Consider the following 19,155-nt stretch of genomic DNA (forward strand, 5'->3'; position numbering starts at 1 on the left):
GTGAAATGCGAATTCTTCCTAAGATATGGCTACTAATTCTATTGGCACTACTGCCCATTTTAGGGAGTGCGCAAATAGACGGTGAGGTGATAAAAGCAGAATATGGAAGTTTTTTACTCAAAGGTGGAAACCTGGTAAGGGTCAGTGATTCGAATTTGGAGGACACGGATTTATTAATCAAAAATGGCAAAATAGAAGCCATAGGCAAGGGACTACCAGAAGAAAATGCTAGGGTAATCGACTGCACTGGAAAATATGTATACCCAGGTATGATAGATGCCGGAAGTAGGTTGGGGCTTGTGGAAATTAGCTCCTTGGAAGAAACGCAAGATTTTTTGGAATTAGGGGAGGTAACTCCCAATATGCAGGTTATTACTGCAGTCAACCCAAATGCAGTAGCCATACCCGTAACCAGGGTAAGTGGGGTAACCAGCAGTTTGGCAATTCCCCAGGGAGGTTTGTTTCCTGGCACTGCTGCTCTTATTCATCTACATGGATACACCCCTGACCAAATGTTTGGGGGGTTTAAGGGAATTCTAATGAATTTCCCCTCTACAGCAAAAAGGGGGAATTATGACAAAAGGAGTGAGAACACTATCAAAAGCGAAGCTAAAGAACAATTGGATAAAATAGATGCGATTTGGAAAAAAGCTGAAACGTATCACGGTATCAAAAGTGCAGGGGGCAGTACTGATTATTACCCGGAGATGGAGCATCTTTCCAAAATTTTGGCAAAAGAAATCCCTCTTATCATAGAGGTAAACAGTGCAAAGGATATAAAAAGCTGCCTTGAGTGGATTGCCGACAAGGATATTAAAGTGATCTTCTCCGGAGTGGCAGAGGGATGGAGAGTGGCGGATAAAATTGCCGAAGCCAAGGTTCCGGTACTTACCGGGCCAATCCTGAGTTTGCCTACCAGGGAGTCGGATGCTTATGATGCTGTATATGCCAATCCGGGAAAAATGCTTAAAGCAGGGGTGAAAGTAGCCATCAGAACCAACCAGCAAGCCGAGAACACCAGAAATCTACCCTATCACGCTGGGTTTGCAGCTGCTTATGGCATGGGAAGAGAAGAGGCCCTGCGGGCGGTCACCCTGAGCCCAGCAGAAATATTCGGCTTGGATAATCTAATTGGCTCATTGGACGAGGGCAAATTAGCAAATCTGTTCGTTTCCGATGGGGACCCCTTCGAAACCCAGACCAACATTACCCATGTTTTTATTCAGGGGTATAAAATCCCCATGACTAATCGTCATATCCGACTCTATCAGGAATTTTTGGAAAGAAAACCGGAACTGCTGGAATAAACAAGTTACTTTCTTACCTAAATTGCCACTCCAACCTAAGCGGAATAAATCATGAAACTTATATTGAATTGCACAGTATTTTTAAGCCTGTTCCTTTGGATAAGTTGCCAATCCCATAAAGAACGAACATACGTGGAACAGGTTAGTGAAGAATTGAAAAGAGAGTACGCACCCGACAAAAGAGTAGCCATATGGGATATTCATTATGAAAATGGTGTCCTTAAGGGGGAAACTAATCTCAAGGGGGCATATGAGAAGTTGTTAATCACCCTAGAAAGCCAAAACATAAGTTTTGCGGACAGTATAAAGTTACTGCCTACAGCAGACCTGGGGGATAAGATCTTTGCATTGGTCACCATTTCGGTGGCAAATATCCGTAGCGAACCTAAACATTCTGCCGAATTAGCTACACAGGCACTGATGGGGACCCCTCTGAAGGTCTTAAAAAAACAGGAAAATTGGTATCTTGTACAAACGCCAGAAGGCTATATTTCATGGGTAGATGCCGCGGGTATACACTTGATCAGTGAAGAAGAGTTGGCAAAATGGGAAAAAGGGCCAAAAGTGGTGAGCACCGAGATGATCGGATACATTTACGAAAATGATGAAGAAGCCGAACCCATCAGTGACATTACCGCGGGAAACATTCTGGCATTATTGGAAGAAACGGAGTTTTCCTTTGAGGTTCAACTGCCTGATGGAAGAAGTGGTTTTGTTCCAAAACTTTCCATGCTTCCCTTTGAGGAGTGGATATCGAGCAGGGAACTATCCGATGAAAACCTGATCCGTACAGCAAAGAACATGATGGGAGCTCCCTACCTTTGGGGGGGTACTAGTCCTAAGGGGGTGGATTGCAGCGGGTTTACCAAAACCATTTACTTTCTCAACGGGATGGTCATCCCTAGAGACGCCTCCCAGCAAGTAAAGGAGGGAGAGGAAGTGGATTCCGAGAAAAATTGGGCCAACCTTGAAGTAGGGGATCTTTTGTTTTTTGGGAGATCGGCCACGGCCGACCAACCAGAAAGGGTGGTACATGTAGGAATGTGGATAGGAAATGATTCCTTTATCCACAGTCGTGGACTGGTAAGAATCAGCTCATTTAACCCCGATGACCCGAACTATGATGAATACGAATTGAACAGGTACCTAAGAACGAAAAGAATAAGAAACAAAAGTGGCGAAAACCTATGGCCCGTGAACCTACTGATTCAATAACCACCACCAACCATGAATAAGACCCCCATCTTCCTGTTACTTTTCCTTTTTCAACAAACCTTAGCCCAAACCCTACACGAGGGCTTTCAAAGAGATCAACTTAAAACCCAAGTAGTAACAGAAACTGCCTTTTTGGAAAAAGTGGATTTTAGCAGCTTTAGACGTCATTTGGAGCAAATCAGTTCAGAGCCACATGTGGTGGGCAGTTCTGCCAATGAAAAAGTGGCCAGCTACCTAAAAAAAACAATGGAAGAGGCTGGCTGGGAGGTAAAGTACTACCCCTACGATGTGTATCTTCCCAAAGAACCTGGCGAATCCTATGTTGAAATCATTTCCCCAAAAAGAAAGCCACTCAACCAGCAGGAATATGTGGTGCCTGAGGATCCTTATTCCAATCATCCCAAGTTGCACAGAGGATGGAACGCCTATTCAGGATCCGGGGATGTGAGTGGTGAAATAGTCTACGCCAACTATGGTACTAAGAAAGATTTTGAGAAGCTACGGGAACTTGGTGTTTCACTTACAGACAAAATTGTTATTGCGAGATACGGAGGGAACTTCAGGGGATATAAAGCCAAGTTTGCCGAGGAATATGGTGCAGCAGGTTTGCTTATCTACACCGACCCCGCCGATGCTGGGTTTATGAAGGGATTGGTCTATCCAGAGGGGATATATTACGACGAAAGCTCCATACAAAGAGGGTCACTTATGACAGAGAATTTTACCGGTGATCCCCTTACCCCTTTCGAACCGGCACTTCCCCTAGATGGAGAGGTGCAAGTTAAAAGGCTGAAACCCTCGGAAACGCAACTTCCAACTATCCCCGTAACCCCTATCCCTTATGGTGCTGCAAAAGAAATTTTTGAGGAAATGAAGGGTGAAGCTGTGCCTTCAGAATGGCAAGGAGGTTTGCCCTTTACCTACCGAGTAGAGGGGGGGTCGGATCTTCAGGTGAAATTGACCGTCAAGCAAGAAAGGGACTTTGTAAGGATCAACAATGTAGTGGGCTTTTTGGAAGGTGCTGAATACCCGGATGAATGGGTGATATTGGGTTGTCATTACGATGCCTGGTCCTTTGGAGCTACTGACCCCAATAGCGGCACGGCAATGTTGCTGACCCTTGGCGAAGCACTTGGGGAATTAGCCGAATCTGGCTACAAACCCAAAAGATCCCTATTAATTGCCCATTGGGATGGAGAGGAGCACGGAGTAATTGGATCGACAGAGTGGGTGGAACAATTGTTGGACGAGTTACAGGCAAAGGCTGTAGCTTATTTGAACTTTGATGCAGGGGTTTCAGGGAAAAATATAGGAGGAGCAGCCTCACCCTCCCTGAAAAAAATACTGGTAGAATCATCCAAGGCAGTACAGTTCCCAGACACTACGCTCTCTTTTCACGACGTATGGGTTTCCGGAAAGGAGGAGCCCAATATCCGCAACTTAGGGGGAGGCTCGGATCATATTGCTTTTTATATGCATGCGGGGATTCCCGCTTTAAGTGCAGGAAGTGGTGGGCCTACTTTATACCACACCAATTACGACAACCTTCATTTTTATGAAAAATTTGTTGACCCCGACTTTCAGATGGGTGGTGCAGTAGCCCAATGGGCAGGCATCATGGCACTGAGATTGGCCAATGCAGACATCATACCCTATCGTATTACCAGGTATGCCAGGGACTTAAAGACCCATATGGAAAATGCCTCTTCCCAGGCCAAGAGCCTCAATTCAGATTTTGCTGGATTCGAAAAATCCTTATCTGCAATAAAGGATTTGCAAAAAGATGCTCAAGACCTCACTGATATTTTAAGTGATAGTAGGGAAAGTAACAACCTTAATCTCTCACAAATCAATCGTATAAACAAGAGCTTTCTGCAGCTGGAAAAAAATTTCTTGTTGGAAGATGGAATGCCATTTGGCAGTTGGTACAGGTCTCTTTATGCGTCCTCTGATCCTTTTAGTGGGTATGCATCTTGGGTATTGCCTGGGATTCAATTTGAAATTGAGCAAAAAAAAGTGGATAAATTTGAGGAATGGGACGCTATTTATGCACAGGCTATAGAAAGGCTCAGTTCTGAAATTAGGAGTATCAAGAGCTTGTTAGAGTGATAGAATCAATAGGTATTCAAAAATCCTTCACTTATTTACATTTTGGCTGGTTGGGCTGGAAAGGAAAGTCATAAAAAGCCCGGGTAGCAGGCTTTGGTCTGTTTTTTGATCCGTTGAATATATGGGAAAATTCAAGTTTTCACACCTTAAGCCCCTTCTCGCCAGTACCACCAAACGCTGGCTAGGAGCCGAACCCTTCCGCCAAAGTGCACTTATCTCCTATTACGCTATCTTTTCCATTCCCGGATTACTCATAATAATCATTTGGGCAGCGGGTGTTTTCTTTGGGGAAGAAGCTGTTCAGGGGGAGATCACGCAGCAAATCGGTGGGGCAATGGGGCCAGATGCAGCCCAAAGCCTAGAAAGTATTGTTTATAGTGCCCATATCAGTACTTCCAGCTGGGTAATGAAAATTGTGGGTATTGGTGCTCTTGTTTTTGGGGCCACCACCTTGTTTTTTCAACTCCAAAAATCACTCAACTACCTTTGGGACGTAGAGCCCGACCCGGACAACAACCTCAAAAAGTTTATCTTAGATAGGGCGAGTTCATTGGGATTAATTCTAGTCATAGCTTTCCTATTGTTGATTTCACTGCTCTTGAGCTCTGCCCTAGCCATTCTAAGTGATTGGATAACCGGGAATTTTGGGGATTCCGCTTATTTCATGATGGAAGGTTTCGATTTTATCCTCAGCTTCGTGGTCATCAGTCTTTTGTTTGCCTTGATGTTTAAATTCCTCCCTGATGTAGAAATCCAATGGAAATCCGTTTGGGTGGGGGCATTGGCCACTGCACTTCTTTTTACTATTGGCAAGACCTTACTGGGCATTTATTTTGGAATGGCAGACCCGACTTCTGGATTTGGGGCGGCAGGTACCGTAATTCTTATCATGGTTTGGGTAAATTACACCTCCCTCATCCTCTTTTTCGGTGCCGAATTTACTCATGAATATGCCCATTTCTACGGACATTCCATCAAACCTTCCTCGCACGCAAAATGGACCGCTTCCAGACTAAGGGAGGAAGAACAAAGAAGAGAAGCATAAATAAAAAAATTTACTGAAAGAAGGAAATGGATCTAAAATATGCCATGTAGACGTATAACCTTATTGGCCAAACTGATTTCCTCCCCGATTTTTTTGTCCCTCAAAGTCTTCACAATGGGTGCATTTGAAGAAACAGCCTGCACCTCCCAATCCCCTATCTTTACTTTGCCATAAGGGATCCCAACCCAAATCCATCCTATGGATAATTGTAAAAGAGCTCCCGCAGAAATGGTTTCACTTGGTGAAACTGGAATTTTCTCCAAATCCTGGGACATCCCCTTCAGGTTTCCCTTTTGGGTTTCGAGCATTTGCTGGGTTTGTCCCATGGTTTCCCTGCCCGTTTCGAATTTGTCACCGGCCGAACTTTTGGTATCCGTGGCTTTTGATGCTTTGAGCTCCAGCAGTTCCATCTCCAATTCCTTAAGCTGAGCGGCAAGTAACTGGAGAAGCCTATCCTTGATTTCGTCTTTATTCGGGTGATTTTCCATAATGATCAAATAATTCTTCTTCAATTGTCTCTTCCTGAAACTTACCTATCTTTATACTTCCAATTCAACTATGAAATTAATTCAGTTTATTCTTTCCTTTACACCAACTAAAAAAAATGAATCGTATAGTCTTACTTTTGCCCTTTTTTATCAGCTCCCTTTGTTTAGCACAAGATATGGAAACCCCATCAAACCCTGAGCCCTCTGAAATCAAATCGCCCAAAAAAAGTAAGGCTAAACTTGATTTTGCCTTGGAGGGAATGGTGGGTTTTTCCATGTGGCAGGATTTCTATGCATTTAACGTTGGAGGGCCTAGTCTAAAACTCAGAATTACCGAAGATTTGTCCATAGGGGTTGGGGCCTTGCCTTCCTTCTATGTCTACGAGGGCCGTACCGGAGCTAGACTGGGGGTTTCTCCACGAGTGGACTATAAGCAGTGGGTTTTTATCACCCCCTTTCTTCATATGGATAGCAGGGATGAATGGGTTTTCTCTGTAGGATTAGGCTACAAATTCAACCATTGAGCACTTTGGACTTCATTTTTAGCTTTTACCCTGCTTTCTCTTTTCCAAAAGTTCTTCAAACAGCTCATTGATGTTTTCCCTATTTTCTCCTATATCAATACCAGCTTTTTCTGCCAACTCCTCTATATCGGGTTTCTCCCCGGCGTTGATGGCAGGTATTGCCAACATCAAAAGCTTATTTAGATTGTCCAAAGCAGGATTCGGTTGAGTAGATGGTTTTTCCTCAAAAAGTAACTCCAATGGCATAAGTTCAATCTCCCTTTTTAATATGGTTTGAGCTGCCGTATGCATAGAGGGTTTCAAATAAATATCTGGATCCACGTCCATTTTTATTCCATAATTATTCAGGGCCTTTACCAAAGCTTTAAAACCATCATCGGTCATGGCTGTGACCTGAACCAGTTGGCTTGCCTCTTCATAATAGGCAACGGAAAAATGGGGGAAATCACACCAATTTTTCAATTTGAGTCTGTGTACACTCCCTACGGTCTCCAGCTCAAAATCTTTGGTCATTTTTTCACAGGGAAGCTTTACGTCTTCCACTACTGTGAGGCAAGTAACCAAAATATGATTACCATGTACTGTAAGTGGATAATTGGATTGGGCGAACAATACCATATAGGGAACTGGGTTTTTCTCTATATCCTCCAACATGTCCTCATCACTTTCTATGGTAGGATTTACCTCCGTGGCATAGAAGAAGATATCATCGGGGTCAAAACTGGGATAGGCAGCCAAAGGACCATAGGTTTGCCAACAAGTCCCATTATACCCGATTAGATTAAAAAAAAGAAGGTAGCTTCCCCCTTTCAAGGTTTTACTAAGTCCCGGACTATACAATAGGAACTCCTCCCCTGTAAAGGCATCCTGCATTTCGAAGAAGTCTTTTTCAGGATTATCCAGCAAAATAGAAAAACTAAATCTCCAGGGTGTTTCGGCTTGTGCAGACAACCACTCCCTGTCAGGCGAACTAAGTTCCTTGATCGCTGAATGGTTAAGGTACTTATGGATAAAGCCCCCTTGCTTCATGACCTTAAACATGATGTATTGAGATTTCAACATGTTCTGCCAACTTTTATCCAACAACTTTAGCACGTGCTTGTAGACCTCCATTCTGCGATCCGCTTCTTTACTCAATTTACTTTTTTCTCCTGCATAATAAAGCAGGAAGTTATCCAAAAGCCTTTCGGAAGTTTGAGAATTCTCTTGGCAAATCTGTCTCGCTCTTTTATAATCTTTCATATGTTTATATTGTCTTTTCAGCGGTCATATAGCCTGCCCCTGCCTGCCCCGAACTGGTTTCGGGGAACTTGTTTCGGGGGAATCTCGCAGTCTATAATCATCCCAGTGTGTGAGAATTCTTTCTAATGGGCATTTCATTGTATGTAGGTTGTTGGAATAAGCGTGCAGGTAAAAAAACTACCCTTCCGAAAATCGGGTTTCGGAAGGGTAGTAGAATATAGTTGGTGGCATTTTTGCCGAAAGGTCAAATTAGAATTTCTGGCCAGGGAAATAAGCTGATTCACCTAGTTGTTCTTCTATCCGTAACAATTGGTTATACTTTGCCATTCGATCGGACCTAGAAGCAGAACCAGTTTTGATTTGTCCAGTATTAAGTGCCACGGCCAAATCCGCAATGGTGGAATCTTCGGTTTCGCCGGAACGGTGAGACATTACTGACTTGTATTTGTTTTTATGACAGAGATTTACCGCATTGATAGTTTCTGTCAAGGAACCGATTTGGTTTACTTTTACCAATAGGGCGTTGGCGATGTTTTCATCTATGCCTTTTTGAAGTCGCTCCACATTGGTCACGAAGAGGTCATCCCCTACAATCTGGATTTTGTCTCCTACCAACTCTGTCATCAATTTCCAGCCCTTCCAGTCATCTTCCTGCATACCGTCTTCAATGGACTTAATGGGGTACTTATTTACCCATTCTTTCCAATAATTGGCCATTTGGTCAGAAGTAAGTTCATCTCCAGTGGATTTCTTGAAGACGTAAAGTCCTTTTTCTTCATCATAAAATTCAGAGGAAGCAGGATCCATGGCGATAAACACATCTTCACCAGGACGAAAGCCTGCTTTTTCAATAGCTTCAAGTACTACCTCGATGGCTTCCACATTGTTTTTCAAATCTGGTGCAAATCCCCCTTCATCTCCTACGTTGGTGGAAAGTCCCTTAGCCTTAAGTACAGATTTCAATTGATGAAAAATTTGGGCACCCATCCTTAGCGCCTCGGAGAAAGTTTCTGCCCCGGTGGGCATTACCATAAACTCTTGGAAATCGATGCCATTATCAGCGTGAGATCCCCCGTTCAGGATGTTCATCATTGGCACAGGAAGGGTGTTGGCATTGACCCCCCCTATATAGCGATAGAGGGGTTGTCCCGAATCCATAGCTGCTGCTTTGGCTACCGCAAGGGAAACACCCAATATAGCGTTTGCACCAAGTTTAGACTTGTTTTTGGTGCCGTCTAGGCTCAGCATCAGGTGGTCAATTTGATTTTGCTCAAAGACATCAAAACCCACCAATTCGGATGCAATCAAATCGTTAACATTGGCTACGGCCTTCAACACCCCTTTACCAAGGTAAATATTTTTATCACCGTCTCGGAGTTCTACTGCCTCATGAACACCTGTAGAGGCACCACTGGGTACTGCTGCCCTTCCAAAGGCTCCTGAGTCGGTAAAAACATCAACTTCAACAGTTGGGTTTCCCCTAGAGTCTAAAATTTGTCTTGCGTGAATATTTTGTATTAATGACATAAAATATAAGATTTATGGTTTTCAGTTTTTGATTAAAGAGATAAATTGGTCGAAAAGGTACCTCGAGTCATGGGGCCCAGGACTGGCTTCGGGGTGGTATTGAACCGAAAAAGCTGGTCTATCTTTGTACCTGATGCCCGCAACCGTACCATCGTTGAGGTGAAGATGGGTGATCTCCAGTGTTGGATTGTTTTCAACATCCTCCTTTTTCACCACGAAACCGTGATTTTGGGAGGTAATTTCACTCATCCCATTTAATAGGTTTTTGATGGGATGGTTCAGGCCCCTATGCCCATGGTGCATCTTGTAAGTACCTACCCCGCAGGCTCTAGCTAGAATTTGATGACCTAAACATATACCAAATAGCGGCTTGTTGAGCTCCAGCAGTTTTTTAGTGGTATCTACAGCATATTCCATCACCGCAGGGTCACCAGGCCCATTGGAAAGAAAATAAGCGTTGGGGTTCCAGGATTCCATTTCTTCCACAGTGGTTTTGGCTGGGAATACCTTACAATAAACACCTCTTGAAACCAAGGATCGCAATATGTTTCTTTTGATACCATAATCGAGACAGGCCACCTTTATGGGTGAATTTTCGTCTCCGAAATAATAACTCTCTTTAGTAGATACTTGGGAAGAAAGCTCCAGCCCGTTCATATCCGGAACATTGGATAAGGCAGCTTTAAGCTCTTCCATATCGGAAATTTGAGAACTAATAATAGCGTTCATCGCTCCCTTGCTTCTGATATGTCTCACCAGCTTTCGGGTATCCACATCGGCGATTCCGGTGATACCATGGTGTTCCAGGTATTCTTGAAGGGATTTGGGGTTAGACTCCAGGCGACTATGGACATCTGAAAAATCATTTACAACAATACCTGCAATTAAAGGGCTGTCAGATTCATTTTCTTCTTCGATGGTGCCGTAGTTTCCAATATGAGGGGTGGTATTTACAATAATCTGACCGGTATACGAGGGGTCGGTGTAGATTTCCTGATAACCGGTCATTCCAGTGTTAAAACATATTTCACCACCACTTGTGCCGTCTTTTCCTACCAAGGTGCCTATTATTACGGTACCGTCAGCCAATAAGAGTGTTGCTTTTTTTCTATTCATAGCGAAATTTGGATGAACAAATTTAAGGATTTTATCAGTAGAAGGGTAAACTTTGAGTAAAGGATACAAAAAAAAGGGATCGGGCTCCAGCCCCATCCCCTTTCTAACCTATGTTTGTGAAAACACAATTTATTCACTTTTCTTGTTATCGTCTTTATCTGACTTTTCTTCCCCATCTTCGGATGGCTCTTCTTTCTTTGCCTTAGCGGAAGGCTTCTTTGTCTTTTCGACTTTCTTTTCAGCATCTGCCTCGGCAGTAGCTTCCTTAGCATCTTCCGGCTCAGGAGTTTCCTTAGCTTTTTCCTTTTCAGCACCAGAAGTATCCGTTTCTGCTTGGGAAGAGGTTTTTCCTGACCCTCTTCTTCTCCTTCTTCCTGGCTTTTTAGTGGCCTTATCTTCCTTGGTAAGAAGCTCATTAAAGTCCACTAATTCAATGATGCACATTTCAGCATTATCTCCAAGCCTGAAGCCAGTTTTGATGATCCTGGTATATCCACCTGGACGGCTGCCTACTTTCTCCACTACTTCACCAAAAAGCACCTTTATGGCATCTTTGTTTTGAAGATACCTGAACACCACTCTCCTATTGTGGGTGGTATCTTCTTTTGCCCTTGTGATAAAGGGCTCCACATATTTTCTTAATTCCTTGGCCTTAGCAAGCGTGGTGGAGATCCTCTTGTGCGTAAGAAGGGAGCTAGCCATATTGGATAGCATGGCCTTTCTGTGCGAGGCGGTCCTGCCAAGGTGGTTAAATTTCTTGCCGTGTCTCATTTTATTTATTCTTCATCAAGTTTATACTTTGACAAATCCATTCCAAAAGTCAACCCCTTCTCCTGAATCAGTTGCTCCAGTTCTGCCAAGGACTTCTTGCCGAAATTCCTGAATTTCATCATGTCAGAAATCTCCAACCTGGCGAGGTCTCCCAACGTTTTCACATCAGCAGCTTTGAGACAGTTATAGGCCCTTACAGATAGGTCAAGATCGCTGAGCGAAGTTTTGAGCAGTTTTCTCATGTGCAAGTACTCCTCGTCTATTGGCTCAATAGCCCCACTACCTGGTGCATCTATTACCATAGTCTGATCGGAGAACAACATGAAATGCTGTATCAAAATCTTGGCGGATTCCTGTAAGGCTTTCTCCGGATGTATGGATCCATCCGTGGAAACTTCCATGATCAATTGCTCATAGTCAGTCTTCTGTTCTACCCTGGTGTTTTCCACCCTATACTTCACATTCTTAATAGGTGTGAAAATTGCGTCAATAGGGATTACCCCGTAAATTTGTTCTTTAGGTTTTGACTCCTCGGCAGGCAAATAGCCCCTGCCCTTTTCAATGATCAATTCCACCTCAAAGGATTTTTCTTCGTCCAGATGGCAGATGATCTGCTCCGGGTTAAGAATTTCGAAGGAGGAAGTAAATTTCGCAATATCACCCGCCGTAAAAACGTCCTGATTTTTCACCTCCACAGTAATTTTACCATCTATGGCATCGTGGAGTTTTTTGAACCTCACCTGCTTAAGGTTGAGGATGATGTCGGTAACGTCTTCAACCACCCCTTCAATAGTGGAAAATTCGTGTACCACACCGGGAAACTTCACTGAAGTAATGGCATAGCCTTCTAAGGAAGAAAGCAAAATTCTTCTCAGGGCATTTCCGATGGTGACGCCATAGCCCTTTTCTAATGGCTTAAAAGTAAACAGACCGTGAAAATCGTCTGCTTTCTCCATCACCACCTTTTCGGGCATTTGAAATGCTAATATGGACATAATGTATTTTCTTTTTTGGTCGGGAAATAATGGATTATTTAGAGTAGAGTTCAACGATAAGTTGTTCCTTGATATTTTCAGGAATATCGTCTCTCAGTGGCACGTTAATAAACTTACCACTCAAAGAGCCACCATCCCATTCCAACCAAGTGTACCTCTTGATGTCTCTTCCTCTCAAACTCTCCGTAATTGCTTCCAGGGATTTTGATCGTTCCCTTACTCCGATGACATCCCCAGGTTTCAACTGATAAGAAGGTATGTTTACCACTTCTCCGTTGACAAGGATGTGTTTATGGGAAACTAATTGTCTGGCACCTCTCCTGGTCGGTGCAATGCCAAGTCGGAAAACGGTGTTGTCCAATCTGCATTCCAAAAGTTGCAACAGGTTTTCACCGGTAACCCCTTTTTTCCTAGAGGCGATATCGAACATCCTAGCAAACTGCCTTTCCAACACCCCGTAGATGTATTTGGCCTTTTGCTTTTCCATGAGTTGGATCGCATACTCGGACTGTTTCTTTCTCCTTCCCTTCCCGTGCATCCCAGGAGGGTAGTTCTTTTTCTGAAGAACCTTGCTTTGTCCTTCTATAGGTTCGCCAAATTTCCTGGCAATTTTAGCTTTTGGACCTGTATATCTAGCCATTCTTTTACAACTTTAAATTAAACTCTTCTACGTTTTGGAGGCCTGCACCCATTGTGAGGCAATGGCGTCACATCCACGATAGTAGTTACGTCAAGACCTACATTCTGCAAAGTCCTGATGGCAGATTCCCTTCCGGACCCAGGACCTTTTACAAATACTTCAACCTTTCTCAAACCCAAATCATAAGCAGTTTGACCGCAGTTTTGGGCCGCCATTTGGGCAGCGTAAGGGGTGTTTTTCTTAGAACCCCTGAACCCCATCTTTCCGGCAGAAGCCCAGGAGATGACTTGCCCTGAATTATTGGTAATGGAGATGATGATGTTGTTGAAAGAAGCCTTGATGTGGGCTTGCCCCACAGCTTCTACCTTCACCACTCTTTTTTTACCCTTAGCTTTCTCGTTTCTTTTCTGAGCCATAATTAAATCAAGCTTTATTTAGTCGCCTTTTTCTTGTTGGCAACAGTTTTTCTCTTACCTTTTCTGGTTCTTGCGTTGTTCTTGGTTTTTTGACCTCTAACGGGTAGCCCCTTCCTGTGTCTCAACCCTCTATAACAACCAATATCCATTAACCTTTTAATACTTAACTGTACCTCGGATTTCAGGACACCTTCTGTTTTAAATTCCTCAGAAATGATGTTTCTGATGGCTGTGGACTCGTCATCATCCCATTCACCAGCTTTTTTATCAAAGGAAATACCAGCCTTGCTCAGGATAGCCCTAGCGGAACTTCTCCCAATACCAAAAATATAGGTAAGGCCTACCTCTCCGCGTTTATTATCCGGAATGTCAACTCCTGCAATTCTTGCCATAGTGATTAACCTTGTCTTTGTTTGAACTTAGGATTCTTTTTATTGATCACATAAAGCTTTCCTTTTCTTCGGATCACTTTGCAATCAACACTTCTCTTTTTTATAGATGCTTTTACTTTCATGATGTTATAAATTAATCCGGGGAAAAACCCCTTCTGCTCCTAATTACTTGTACCTGTATACAATCCTTCCTTTGGAAAGGTCATAAGGGGACATCTCCAGCTTCACTTTATCGCCGGGAAGAATCTTGATGTAATTCATCCTCATTTTACCCGAAATATGTGCTATCAACTGATGCCCATTTTCCAGTTCCACTTTAAACATTGCATTAGACAGTGCCTCAATGATGGTACCGTCTTGTTCTATTGATGCCTGTTTAGCCATATTTAAATCTTAATGTGTTCCTCAATATACTGATGCGTGGTCAACACCTCTGTCCTATCCTTAAAGATAGCTACTGTGTGTTCGTAATGAGCCGAGGGTTTCCTGTCTGCGGTACGTATGGTCCAGCCATCTCTCTCTTGTACCACATTCCTGGTTCCCAGGTTCACCATTGGTTCAATGGCCAATACCATGCCTTCCTTCAACAATGGCCCACTGCCTCTCTTTCCATAATTAGGAACCTCAGGGGATTCGTGTAGGTTTCGACCAAGGCCGTGACCTACCAACTCTCTCACCACAGTGTACCCTTTAGCCTCCACAAACTTCTGTATTGCATGGCCTATATCACCAGTGCGATTGTTGAAAACGGCATTTTCAATTCCCCTATACAGGGATTCCTTGGTAGTTTTGAGGAGGGCAACAACGGATGGGGAAACTTCACCGACAGGGTAAGTATAGGCGCAATCGCTATGAAAACCTTGGTGAAAGACTCCACAATCAATAGAGATTATATCGCCATCTTTCAAAACATATTCACCGGGAAAACCGTGAACAACAACTTCGTTAACTGAAATACAAAGGGAGGAAGGAAACCCGTTGTAACCCTTAAAAGAAGGGACTCCATCATGGTCTCTGATATATTCCTCCGCAATTTTATCCAAGAAAGAGGTCTTTACCCCTTCTTTAACATGCTTGGCTACTTCGCCATGTGCCTTTCCTAATATTTCGGCACTTTCCTTTATTATTGCTACTTCTTCTTCCGTCTTATAATGTATCATGATTTAGGCAACGGCGTAACTAGAAGGGTCATTTTTCATGTTGCCGCTTTTCATCATACCTTCATAATGACGCATCAGAAGGTAACTTTCAATTTGTCGTAAGGTATCCAAGATCACTCCAACCATAATAAGAAGGGAGGTTCCGCCATAAAATTGGGCAAACTCCCCACTGACTCCTGCAATAATCGCAAAGGCAGGCATGATTGCCACCAAGGAAAGCAGTATCGAACCCGGTAGTGTAATCCTGGAAATAATATTGTCAATGAACTCCGATGTAGGCCCTCCAGGTTTGATGCCTGGTACAAAACCACCGTTTCTCTTCATGTCCTCGGCAATTTGTTCGGGATTCACCGTAATCGCCGTATAGAAGAAAGTGAACAGAATAATCATAACGGCGAACACCAAATTGTACTGCCAAGAGGTGAAGTCACTAAAGGTTGTGCCAATGTAGGAGGCAATATCTGAAGTATCCGCCCAGATCTGTGCAATCAAAGCAGGAAGGAACATCAGCGACTGTGCAAAGATGATGGGCATTACCCCTGATGCATTCACCTTAATAGGTATATACTGCCTTTGGCCTCCATATACCTTCCCCCCAACAACCTGTTTGGCATACTGCACGGGTATCCTCCTTACTGCTTCCGTAAGCGCTACCACACCTACCACAACAAAGAACAGAACCACCGCTTCTAAGATTAGGAGCAAAATTCCCCCTCCACCTTTTGAAAGGGTTTCTGCAATAATTGCACCTGGCAATGCTGAGATGATACCTATCATGATGAGCATGGAGATACCATTACCAATTCCTTTTTCGGTAATTTTCTCCCCAATCCACATACAAAACATGGTACCTGAGGTCAAAAGCACCAAAGAGCTCACCATAAACAAAGACTTGTTTACCACAATAGCTTCATTGGGAATGGTTGCAGTTATGTAACCTATACCTTGAGCCATGGTGATCAGAATGGTCAATATTCGTGTGATTTGGTTGATTCTTTTACGCCCAGATTCCCCTTCCTTTTGTAGCTTTTGAAAATAGGGTACCCCAACAGTTAACAACTGCAACACAATGGAGGCAGAAATGTAAGGCATGATTCCCAAGCCAAATATTGAAGCCCTACTGAAAGAACCACCAAGGAAGGTGTCTATTAACCCGAATATACCTCCGGCAGATTCCCCAAGCTGACTCGGATCCACACCGGGAAGTACGATAAAAGAACCAATCCTGAACACCACTAGAAGACCTATAGTATTGATGATCCTGATTCTAAGATCTTCAATAGAAAAGATATTCTTAACTGTTGTGATAAATTTTTTCATTGTTTAAAGCTTATTGACAGATCCGCCGGCCTTTTCTATGGCTGCAACAGCGGAAGCCGAGAACCTGTGGGCACTTACACTTAATTTGCTGGTAAGTTCGCCTGTTCCTAGGACTTTTACAACATCTTTTTTTCCTGCCAATCCATTTTCCACGAACGTTTCCATGGAAATAGTTTCAGTTTTCAACTTATCAGCAAGTTTTTGAAGATCCACCAAGTTGATGGGCTTATATTCTACACGGTTGACATTCTTGAAGCCAAACTTTGGAATTCTTCTCTGAAGAGGCATTTGGCCTCCTTCAAATCCTAGTTTTTGGCTATATCCAGAACGCGACTTGGCACCTTTATGGCCTCTGGTAGATGTTCCTCCCCTACCCGAGCCCTGGCCTCTACCTATCCTTTTCCTGGACTTAATAGACCCTTCGGCGGGTTTCAATGTATGTAATTTCATCTTAAAGTAGTTTTAAATCCCCAAGTAACATCCTTGGATGATAATAGGATTAGATATCCTCCGTTTTAACCAAGTGACCTATTTTGTTGATCATTCCCTGAATTTGAGGGGTTCTTTCAACTTCCACACTTTTATTGATCTTGCCTAAACCTAGCGCTGAGATAGTGGCCTTTTGATCCTTAGGTCTTTTAATGGTACTTTTAATCTGAGTTATTTTAACCTTTGCCATTGCATTAACCGTTAAAAACCTTTGACAATTTAACACCTCGTTGCTGAGAAACAGCAATCGCATCCCTTAAATTCTCCAACGCATCAATGGTGGCTTTTACCACATTGTGGGGATTGGAAGAACCTTTGGACTTGGCAAGTATGTCCGTGTAGCCTGCGCTCTCCAAGACAGCTCTCATGGCACCTCCCGCCAACACGCCTGTACCAGGAGCGGCGGGCTTTATCAGTACAAAACCACCACCATATTTCCCAAGTTGTTCATGGGGAATGGTTCCCTTATACAACGGAACCTTGATAAGGTTCTTTTTGGCATCTTCCACTCCCTTAGTGATAGCATCGGTAACTTCGTTTGCCTTACCTAATCCAAATCCAACAACACCGCTTTCATCACCTACAACGACTATGGCAGAAAAAGAAAACCTTCTACCACCTTTTACCACCTTGGCAACACGGTTTATAGCAACAACCTTCTCTTTGAGTTCAGTATCTGTAGCCCTGACGGGTTTTTTTCTTAATTGGGACATAATATCGATTAAAATTTAAGGCCTCCCTCTCTGGCACCATCTGCCAAAGCTTTTACATTTCCATGATAGAGGTATCCACTCCTATCGAACACAATTTCGGTATGGCCATCGGCCACTGCCTTTTCGGCCAGTTTTTTACCTACTTCCTTGGAAATGGATACATTGATGTTTTGCTTAGCTCCAAGTTCCTTGGAGGAAGCAGAAACCAGGGTATGCCCTTCAAGGTCATTTACTAACTGTACGTATATGCCAGTATTACTCTTGTAAACTGACAGTCTGGGTCTAGAGTCGGTACCAGAAATCTTTTTTCTGATTCCCCTTTTGATTCTCTGTCTCCTTTTATTCTTGTTAAAAGCCATGTCTCAATTATTTTTTAGCAGCGGTTTTACCAGCTTTACGCCTTACTTTCTCACCAACAAAACGAACACCCTTGCCTTTAAATGGCTCGACGGATCGGAAGGATTTGATTTTGGCGGCCACCTGGCCTATCAACTCCTTGTTGATCCCCTCTAGAGTTACCAAAGGGTTTTTACCCTTGGGGGTTTCTGTTTTCACAGCAATCTCCTGTGGAAGGGCAAAGAAAATATTATGGGAATACCCCAAAGAAAGTTCTAATACCTGACCTTGGTTACTGGCTTTATAACCTACACCCACCAGTTCAAGCTCCTTTTTGTACCCCTCGTTTACACCTACCACCATATTGTTGATAAGTGCTCGATACAAACCGTGCAAAGACTTGTGCCTTTTTGATTCTGTGGGCCTTGCGAGCACCACTTGGTTGTCGTTTACCTTTACGGTAATGTCCGGAGAAACCTCCTGGGACAACGTACCTTTGGGACCTTTAACAGTTACCTGATTATAATCAGAAACGTCTACAGTCACACCAGAAGGTAGATCTATTGGTTTTTTACCTATTCTAGACATAATAAGCTATTAATAAACGTAACAAAGTACTTCTCCACCTATACCTTCAGTACGGGCCTCTTTGTCAGTCATGATTCCTTTTGAGGTGGAAAGAACCGCTATACCTAGGCCATTGATAACCCTTGGCAAAGATTCCTTGTCCACATATTTTCTCAATCCAGGCTTACTTACCCTGGACAAGCTGATGATTGCATTTTCTTTGGTGTTTGGGTTATATTTCAAGGCGATTTTGATCGTACCTTGGGGCCCTTCTTCATCAAACTTGTAATTCTGTATGTACCCCTTATCAAAGAGCACTTTGGTGATCTCCTTCTTAATATTGGAAGCAGGGATCTCCACTATACGGTGAGAAGCTTTGATGGCATTTCTCAACCTGGTCAAATAATCTGCTATTGGATCAGTCATATTTATATATAGTCTAACCACGCCCCCTCAACGGGCGGGCAAAGTTACACATTCACTTCTTATTATAAAAACTATCTTGCGAATTTTACCAACTAGACTTCGTGATACCAGGAATTTTGCCAGCCGCTGCCATCTCCCTAAAGGTGACCCTGTTGATACCGAATTTCCTCATGTATCCCTTTGGCCTTCCCGTAATTTTGCACCTGTTGTGCAACCTTACCGGAGAAGCGTTTTTGGGGAGTTTATCCAAAGCCTCGTAATCCCCAGCCTCCTTGAGCGCAGCTCTTTTTTTGGCAAACTTCGTTACTAGGCGTTGTCTCTTTCTTTCTCGGGCTTTTATCGACTCTCTTGCCATAA

General features: G+C 43.3%; 25 protein-coding genes. 5 read left to right on the forward strand and 20 right to left on the reverse strand.

All coding sequences use genetic code 11. The annotated features are described in order from the left end of the window. Positions 1 to 5: 5 nt before the first annotated feature. The 4 genes from DB520_RS19200 to DB520_RS19215 all read left to right on the forward strand — a co-directional run bounded on the left by DB520_RS19200 (position 6) and on the right by DB520_RS19215 (position 5,676). Positions 6 to 1,307, forward strand: a complete 1,302-nt coding sequence (locus DB520_RS19200) for an amidohydrolase family protein (RefSeq protein WP_114751593.1) — start codon at positions 6 to 8, stop codon at positions 1,305 to 1,307. A gap of 51 nt (positions 1,308 to 1,358) precedes the next feature. After that, a complete protein-coding gene (locus tag DB520_RS19205; protein WP_114751407.1) occupies positions 1,359 to 2,522 on the forward strand; it encodes a C40 family peptidase in 1,164 nt (387 codons plus the stop codon). Between the two features lie 12 nt (positions 2,523 to 2,534). Further along, entirely contained in the window at positions 2,535 to 4,631 is a 2,097-nt protein-coding gene (locus tag DB520_RS19210) for a M28 family peptidase (RefSeq protein WP_114751408.1), read from the forward strand. A gap of 121 nt (positions 4,632 to 4,752) precedes the next feature. Further along, positions 4,753 to 5,676: a YihY/virulence factor BrkB family protein gene (locus tag DB520_RS19215; RefSeq protein WP_114751409.1), complete on the forward strand. Its 924-nt coding sequence runs from the start codon at positions 4,753 to 4,755 to the stop codon at positions 5,674 to 5,676. 32 nt (positions 5,677 to 5,708) lie between these two features. On the opposite strand, the gene DB520_RS19220 is transcribed toward DB520_RS19215, so the two are convergent. Further along, the gene (locus DB520_RS19220) at positions 5,709 to 6,164 is read right to left on the reverse strand and encodes a hypothetical protein (RefSeq protein WP_114751410.1); all 456 of its coding nucleotides are present in this window, start codon (positions 6,162 to 6,164) and stop codon (positions 5,709 to 5,711) included. Positions 6,165 to 6,280: 116 nt separating this feature from the next. On the opposite strand from DB520_RS19220, the gene DB520_RS19225 reads away from it, so the two are divergent. After that, positions 6,281 to 6,688 carry a hypothetical protein gene (locus DB520_RS19225; protein ID WP_114751411.1) on the forward strand — a complete coding sequence of 136 codons (408 nt, stop codon included), beginning with the start codon at positions 6,281 to 6,283 and terminating at the stop codon, positions 6,686 to 6,688. Between the two features lie 18 nt (positions 6,689 to 6,706). Here the strand turns inward: DB520_RS19225 and DB520_RS19230 are convergent, their stop codons facing one another. The 19 genes from DB520_RS19230 to rpsN all read right to left on the reverse strand — a co-directional run bounded on the left by DB520_RS19230 (position 6,707) and on the right by rpsN (position 19,153). Beyond that, positions 6,707 to 7,930, reverse strand: coding sequence for a hypothetical protein (locus DB520_RS19230; protein ID WP_114751412.1), 1,224 nt, complete (start codon positions 7,928 to 7,930; stop codon positions 6,707 to 6,709). A 249-nt stretch (positions 7,931 to 8,179) separates the two neighbouring features. Further along, on the reverse strand, positions 8,180 to 9,457 hold the full coding sequence (eno, locus tag DB520_RS19235) for a phosphopyruvate hydratase (RefSeq protein WP_114751413.1): 1,278 nt from the start codon (positions 9,455 to 9,457) through the stop codon (positions 8,180 to 8,182). A 21-nt stretch (positions 9,458 to 9,478) separates the two neighbouring features. Then, positions 9,479 to 10,573: a glutamine-hydrolyzing carbamoyl-phosphate synthase small subunit gene (gene carA, locus DB520_RS19240; protein ID WP_114751594.1), complete on the reverse strand. Its 1,095-nt coding sequence runs from the start codon at positions 10,571 to 10,573 to the stop codon at positions 9,479 to 9,481. Between the two features lie 129 nt (positions 10,574 to 10,702). Further along, positions 10,703 to 11,344 (reverse strand): 50S ribosomal protein L17, encoded by a 642-nt coding sequence (gene rplQ / locus DB520_RS19245; RefSeq protein ID WP_114751414.1) that lies wholly within the window; start codon positions 11,342 to 11,344, stop codon positions 10,703 to 10,705. Between the two features lie 5 nt (positions 11,345 to 11,349). Then, complete coding sequence (locus DB520_RS19250) at positions 11,350 to 12,339, reverse strand: DNA-directed RNA polymerase subunit alpha (protein WP_114751415.1); 990 nt, start codon at positions 12,337 to 12,339, stop codon at positions 11,350 to 11,352. Positions 12,340 to 12,373: 34 nt separating this feature from the next. Beyond that, positions 12,374 to 12,979 (reverse strand): 30S ribosomal protein S4, encoded by a 606-nt coding sequence (rpsD, locus tag DB520_RS19255; protein ID WP_114751416.1) that lies wholly within the window; start codon positions 12,977 to 12,979, stop codon positions 12,374 to 12,376. 17 nt (positions 12,980 to 12,996) lie between these two features. Beyond that, positions 12,997 to 13,395: a 30S ribosomal protein S11 gene (rpsK, locus tag DB520_RS19260; RefSeq protein WP_114751417.1), complete on the reverse strand. Its 399-nt coding sequence runs from the start codon at positions 13,393 to 13,395 to the stop codon at positions 12,997 to 12,999. 14 nt (positions 13,396 to 13,409) lie between these two features. Next, entirely contained in the window at positions 13,410 to 13,787 is a 378-nt protein-coding gene (rpsM, locus tag DB520_RS19265; RefSeq protein WP_114751418.1) for a 30S ribosomal protein S13, read from the reverse strand. A gap of 5 nt (positions 13,788 to 13,792) precedes the next feature. Next, entirely contained in the window at positions 13,793 to 13,909 is a 117-nt protein-coding gene (gene rpmJ / locus DB520_RS19270; RefSeq protein WP_009034194.1) for a 50S ribosomal protein L36, read from the reverse strand. A 43-nt stretch (positions 13,910 to 13,952) separates the two neighbouring features. Then, complete coding sequence (gene infA / locus DB520_RS19275; protein WP_015264095.1) at positions 13,953 to 14,171, reverse strand: translation initiation factor IF-1; 219 nt, start codon at positions 14,169 to 14,171, stop codon at positions 13,953 to 13,955. A 2-nt stretch (positions 14,172 to 14,173) separates the two neighbouring features. Continuing rightward, the gene (map, locus tag DB520_RS19280) at positions 14,174 to 14,947 is read right to left on the reverse strand and encodes a type I methionyl aminopeptidase (protein WP_114751419.1); all 774 of its coding nucleotides are present in this window, start codon (positions 14,945 to 14,947) and stop codon (positions 14,174 to 14,176) included. Positions 14,948 to 14,950: 3 nt separating this feature from the next. Further along, positions 14,951 to 16,267: a preprotein translocase subunit SecY gene (gene secY, locus DB520_RS19285; RefSeq protein WP_114751420.1), complete on the reverse strand. Its 1,317-nt coding sequence runs from the start codon at positions 16,265 to 16,267 to the stop codon at positions 14,951 to 14,953. Positions 16,268 to 16,270: 3 nt separating this feature from the next. Beyond that, complete coding sequence (rplO, locus tag DB520_RS19290) at positions 16,271 to 16,717, reverse strand: 50S ribosomal protein L15 (RefSeq protein WP_114751421.1); 447 nt, start codon at positions 16,715 to 16,717, stop codon at positions 16,271 to 16,273. Between the two features lie 49 nt (positions 16,718 to 16,766). Continuing rightward, complete coding sequence (gene rpmD, locus DB520_RS19295) at positions 16,767 to 16,946, reverse strand: 50S ribosomal protein L30 (RefSeq protein ID WP_232835064.1); 180 nt, start codon at positions 16,944 to 16,946, stop codon at positions 16,767 to 16,769. Between the two features lie 4 nt (positions 16,947 to 16,950). Beyond that, complete coding sequence (rpsE, locus tag DB520_RS19300) at positions 16,951 to 17,469, reverse strand: 30S ribosomal protein S5 (RefSeq protein ID WP_114751423.1); 519 nt, start codon at positions 17,467 to 17,469, stop codon at positions 16,951 to 16,953. An 8-nt stretch (positions 17,470 to 17,477) separates the two neighbouring features. Then, positions 17,478 to 17,828: a 50S ribosomal protein L18 gene (gene rplR, locus DB520_RS19305; protein WP_114751424.1), complete on the reverse strand. Its 351-nt coding sequence runs from the start codon at positions 17,826 to 17,828 to the stop codon at positions 17,478 to 17,480. Positions 17,829 to 17,835: 7 nt separating this feature from the next. Beyond that, positions 17,836 to 18,393: a 50S ribosomal protein L6 gene (rplF, locus tag DB520_RS19310; protein WP_114751425.1), complete on the reverse strand. Its 558-nt coding sequence runs from the start codon at positions 18,391 to 18,393 to the stop codon at positions 17,836 to 17,838. A gap of 9 nt (positions 18,394 to 18,402) precedes the next feature. Beyond that, complete coding sequence (rpsH, locus tag DB520_RS19315; protein WP_114751426.1) at positions 18,403 to 18,798, reverse strand: 30S ribosomal protein S8; 396 nt, start codon at positions 18,796 to 18,798, stop codon at positions 18,403 to 18,405. Positions 18,799 to 18,883: 85 nt separating this feature from the next. Next, complete coding sequence (gene rpsN / locus DB520_RS19320) at positions 18,884 to 19,153, reverse strand: 30S ribosomal protein S14 (RefSeq protein WP_114751427.1); 270 nt, start codon at positions 19,151 to 19,153, stop codon at positions 18,884 to 18,886. Between the last annotated feature and the right edge of the window lie 2 nt (positions 19,154 to 19,155).

This window comes from Pleomorphovibrio marinus (assembly GCF_003347495.1).
GTDB classification, from domain to species: domain Bacteria; phylum Bacteroidota; class Bacteroidia; order Cytophagales; family Cyclobacteriaceae; genus Pleomorphovibrio; species Pleomorphovibrio marinus.